The following is a 4,602-nucleotide window of genomic DNA, read 5'->3' on the forward strand; positions in this document are numbered from 1 at the left end:
AGCGGTATTGGGCTTTCGCCGCCTTTCGTCGCTGCGTCGCAGCGACCGGGAATCGCCTCAAGGCTAGACACCAACGTCTGCTGCATCCCTGATGACTTCCACCCGTGCCACCCGTACCTGCCTCCCTTTCCCTGGATCCCGTCTTTCGCGAGCGAATGTCCTATGCCCCGCCTGTGCCTCCCCCTGCCAGCCCTGGTGATCTTGACCCTCAGCCTCCTGCCCTGCAGCATTCTGCCCTTCAGCGGTTCCGGCGATCGTCTGGCCGCCCAGCCGCCCGGAACGGAGGTGGCCGGATTCGGACAGCCGTCTACCCTACCGGCCAATGAGATCACAAATTTCAAGGGCGCACTCAAGGGCATGCGGCGAAACATTGTCGTGGTCGAAAAAGAGGACGGCAGCGAGGCGCTGGTCGCGTTGCCAGACACGATCTCGTCCTTCCAATTTGTCGCCAAAGCGACGCCGGCGTTTTTACAACGCGGCATGCTGGTCCGTCTCTCCGCGAACTTCGGTCCCGGCGGCGTGCCGCTGGCCCCGGTCGAAAAGGTCACGCTGTTCCAACCGGTCGATCTGCGATCGCTGCACGGCCGGACCAAAGAGCAATTCACTCCCGGCGTCTACTCCGACGCCAATCGCGGCAATCGAAATCAACCGATGGTCGTCAAACTCTCGATCGTAGGACGACTAATCGGCCTGGCACCCAACGGTGTTTTGGCCGTCCAAGCGGGGAAAATTCCCGTCCAAGTCCCGGTGGACGCCAACACCACGTTGGAGGTCCGCTACAACAATCTGGCCTTGGCCCAAGAAGGCGATCCCGTCTCGGTCACCGGTTTCTACCAACCCCCGAACGAGAACCAAGTCAAAGCCGACCGGATCACCATCACCACCGACCGCGTCTACGGAGAATACCAACCCTCCGCCGAACGAAAATCCAGACGCAAACGCGGTGAAAAGCCGGCTGACGACGACTCGGACAAGGGCCTGGGAAGCGACCCGGAAAAAGGAGACAATCCGAAGCCGGACGACGCACCGCCAGAGAGTGAGAAAGAGGATTCATGAAAACGCTGATTCAAGGAGGACGCCTGATCGACCCGGCCGGGGACGTTGACCAGATCGACGACCTGTGGTTGCACGACGACGCCATCATCGATGGGGCTGCGTTGGTCGCCGAAGACGCCGATCGCGTGATTGACGCTCGGGGATGCGTTGTGATGGCCGGTGGAATTGACATCCACACGCATATCGGTGGCGGAAAACTGGCGATCGCCAGACTGCTGATGCAAGACCGGATCGACGACGACGCCCGCGCGACCGCCCGCCGCGCGGCCGAAAGCGACTACCTGCCCTCGGCCGCTGTCGCCGCCCAGCGGTATTTGGAAATGGGTTACACCGTCGCGTTCGAACCCGCCGTCATCCCCTGCAATGCCCGCGCCGCCCACGCCGAAATGGCGGACATGCCCGACCTGGCGACCGGCGGATTCTGCTTGCTCGGCAACGACGACCTGTTGTTAACCCTGCTCGCCCGCGCGGCTCCCCAAGCCGAAATCAACGACTACGTCGCCTGGATGGTCCGCGCCACCCAAAGCATTGCCGTCAAAGCCGTTAACCCCGGCGGCATCTCGGCCTTCAAATTCGGTCGGCGTGAACTGGACGTCGACACGCCCCATCCCCATTACGGCGTCACACCGGCGCAGATCATCCGCCGACTCGCCAGGGCGGTCCACGAAATCGGACTCGTGCACCCGCTGCACATTCACACCAGCAACCTCGGCGTACCGGGAAACATCCGCTCCACCATCGCGACCATGGAGGCGGCCGACGGGTTGCCGATCCATCTCACCCACGCCCAATTTCATTGCTACGGCGACGAAAGTCCGTTCGGGATGTCCTCGGCAGCCGAACAGCTGGTTGCCGCGATGGCGAAACACCCCAACGTGACGATCGACGTCGGCCAGATCATGTTCGGACAAACCGTGACGATCAGCGCCGATGAACCCCATCAATTCGACAATCGCCACCACGCCTCGCCGCGCAAATCCGCGATCGTCGACATCGAATGCGAAGCCGGTTGTGGTGTCGTGCCCTTTCGATACCGCCGACGGCAATTCGTGCATTCGCTGCAATGGGCAATCGGGTTGGAACTGTTTCTGATGATCGACAACCCATCGCGCGTCTTCTTGACCACCGACCATCCCAACGGTGCCCCCTTTACCGCGTACCCGCACCTGCTACGGTTGCTCGGCGATCGATCGTTTCGCGAAACGGCGCTGGCTGAAATTCATGCCGATGCCGCCGCGGCGAGTTCTCTCGGCGGGCTTTCGCGGCAGTACACGTTGCCGGAAATCGCCACGATGACACGCAGCGCCCCGGCGTCGATCATGGGGCTGTCCCGACACGGCCGGCTGACTCCAGGGGCCGGCGCCGATGTCACCGTCTATGAAGCCGACGATGACCTGGAGAAAATGTTTCGCTCGCCCCGACACGTGTTTGCCCAGGGACGCCACGTCATCGACCGCGGAACCTACACGCCGGGGACTCCGCCCACCATGACGCCCGACCAACCGAGCCACCCAACGCTGACCGCCGACGTCGAATTCGATCCGCAGTCGGTGCAGCGGTTCCGCAGCGAATACAACGCGTCGTCCACGTTCGACTTGAATCGGTTGTGGATCGGCGATGATGAAATGCACTCGGTGCTTCGTTCCCGCCCGGCCAAGCAATCGATGCGGGAGCGCGCCCGATGAGTGAACACGACAACGCCGGGGCGAATTCCGAAGCAACCCGACCGTTGGAAATCAACGGTGTCCGAATCGACCCCACCTTCGCCGAAGCCTTCGACATGAAAGCGACGCGGGTGATTATTACCGCGCTGGACGAGATCTGGGCCGAGCACGCGGCGATGGCGATGAGCGGATTCGGGACCAGCGTGATCGACTGCAAACTGGAAATCGACATCGAACGTCGGCTGTCGGCCAAAGAGACCCCCGACGGCCGCCCCGGGATCGCCTTGCTGGCCTTCGGGATGTCGGGCGGCGAACTGGAAAAACAGATCACCCGCCGCGCCGGCCAATGCGTGCTCACCTGTCCGACCACCGCACTGTTCGCCGGACTCACCGACGACGTGCCTCGCGACAAACGAATCGCCTTGGGCAAGACGCTTCGGTTCTTCGGCGACGGCAACCAGATCAGCAAGGTGATCGACGGAAAACGATTCTGGCGGATCCCCGTGATGGATGGTGAATTCATCTGCCAGCACGACGCGCCGCGTACGTCGGGGATCGGCGGCGGAAATTTCCTGCTGGTCGCTCGCGACATCCATGCGGCCAGTCGCGCCGCCCGAGCCGCCATCGGCGCGATCGAATCGATGCCCGATGTGATCACGCCGTTCCCAGGTGGGGTCGCACGTAGCGGTTCCAAGATCGGCTCGAAATACAAGTCGCTGATCGCATCGACCAACGATGCGTTTTGCCCCACCCTCCGCGGCATCACCGACTCGCAATTGGGCGAAGGAGACAACGCGGTGCTGGAAGTGGTCTTGGACGGATTGAGTTTCAAGGCGATTGCCGACGCCATCCGCGCGGGCATTCAAGCCGCTTGCGCCAGCTGTGGGGAACACGGCTTGGTTGCCGTCACGGCAGGAAACTATGGCGGCAAACTTGGGCGCCACCACTTTCACCTGCACGAGATTCTGTCATGACACGCTGGCACCTCCAATACCGTGCCCACGCCTCGGAGGATGCCGCCGACGATGCCGCACCCCACTCGATCGACGCCTCGAACATTCGACGCAGCTGGATGGATGGCAAGCAAGCCGCCGAGATCAACGAACTGGCAATCTGCGTGGACGGGCGGCGCGTCCGCTTGGCGGATTGGTTTGAGTTGACGATTGAGGAATCAGAGACCGATCAAGTGGTCGTGGAAGGTCAGCTGAAAAACGCTCACGGGCTGGCCGCCATGCACGACCGTGGGGAATTTCAGATCATCGGTTCGGTCGGCGACTTCGCGGCGTGTGGCATGACCGGCGGTACGGTCTGCGTCCAAGGCGATGCCGGCGACTTCGTCGCGGCCCCCCACGGCGCCCGCCGATCGGGCATGTCTGGCGGCGTGATCAACATCTACGGGTCCGTCGGCAACTACGCCGGTCATCGGATGAGACGCGGCACGCTGCTGATCAGCGGATCGACCGGAACGATGCTCGCCGCGTCGATGGTCGCGGGAACCATCTGCGTCGGCGGCGAAACAGGCGAGGGTTTGGCCGTGGGGATGAAACGCGGCAGCCTGATCCTGGGCAACGCGTCGGCCATGGTGCGGCACGCCGACCAACTGGACGACGAGGCAGCGGGACGCTTTTCCAGCCCCACCCGGTTTGACCCGGCGTTCCTGAATCTTTATTCCGACCGCTTGTTTGGAGAGATCACTCAAACACTGAAGCGATTGCCCGTCTTTCGGACCCGCGCCGATCGGACCGTCGGCGGGCTGGGAGAAGTGATCTTTGCATCGACCGCCGAGATGGCGCTCGGCGAGTGACTGCGCCAACGCATGAATGAGCGGAAAAGGAGTCGGGTACGAATGGCGCGGGCACAAATGTTGGTGTGCAGGCTTTAG

Annotated in this window: 4 protein-coding genes; all 4 read left to right on the forward strand. The window is 62.6% G+C overall.

Going from position 1 to position 4,602, the window contains the following annotated elements:
- Positions 1-162: 162 nt before the first annotated feature.
- Genes NZK35_RS31570 through NZK35_RS31585 form a run of 4 tightly spaced genes read left to right on the forward strand, consistent with a single transcriptional unit; the run spans position 163 to position 4,524 of the window.
- Positions 163-1,056, forward strand: coding sequence for a hypothetical protein (locus NZK35_RS31570; protein WP_259636521.1), 894 nt, complete (start codon positions 163-165; stop codon positions 1,054-1,056).
- Positions 1,053-2,741, forward strand: coding sequence for a formylmethanofuran dehydrogenase subunit A (locus NZK35_RS31575; RefSeq protein ID WP_259636522.1), 1,689 nt, complete (start codon positions 1,053-1,055; stop codon positions 2,739-2,741). The genes NZK35_RS31570 and NZK35_RS31575 overlap by 4 nt, the downstream gene beginning before the upstream one ends.
- Positions 2,738-3,694, forward strand: coding sequence for a formylmethanofuran--tetrahydromethanopterin N-formyltransferase (gene fhcD, locus NZK35_RS31580; protein ID WP_259636523.1), 957 nt, complete (start codon positions 2,738-2,740; stop codon positions 3,692-3,694). The genes NZK35_RS31575 and fhcD overlap by 4 nt, the downstream gene beginning before the upstream one ends.
- Positions 3,691-4,524, forward strand: a complete 834-nt coding sequence (locus NZK35_RS31585) for a hypothetical protein (RefSeq protein WP_259636524.1) — start codon at positions 3,691-3,693, stop codon at positions 4,522-4,524. The genes fhcD and NZK35_RS31585 overlap by 4 nt, the downstream gene beginning before the upstream one ends.
- The last annotated feature ends 78 nt before the right edge of the window (positions 4,525-4,602 follow it).

Source organism: Stieleria sedimenti, from assembly GCF_025060895.1.
In the GTDB taxonomy this organism is placed as follows: domain Bacteria; phylum Planctomycetota; class Planctomycetia; order Pirellulales; family Pirellulaceae; genus Stieleria; species Stieleria sedimenti.

What these genes read in the sequence shown, in the direction of transcription:
- fhcD (WP_259636523.1), top strand. Translation starts at nt 2,738, where the DNA reads ATGAGTGAACACGACAACGCCGGGGCGAATTCCGAAGCAACCCGACCG.
- NZK35_RS31575 (WP_259636522.1), top strand. Translation starts at nt 1,053, where the DNA reads ATGAAAACGCTGATTCAAGGAGGACGCCTGATCGACCCGGCCGGGGAC.
- NZK35_RS31570 (WP_259636521.1), top strand. Translation starts at nt 163, where the DNA reads ATGCCCCGCCTGTGCCTCCCCCTGCCAGCCCTGGTGATCTTGACCCTC.
- NZK35_RS31585 (WP_259636524.1), top strand. Translation starts at nt 3,691, where the DNA reads ATGACACGCTGGCACCTCCAATACCGTGCCCACGCCTCGGAGGATGCC.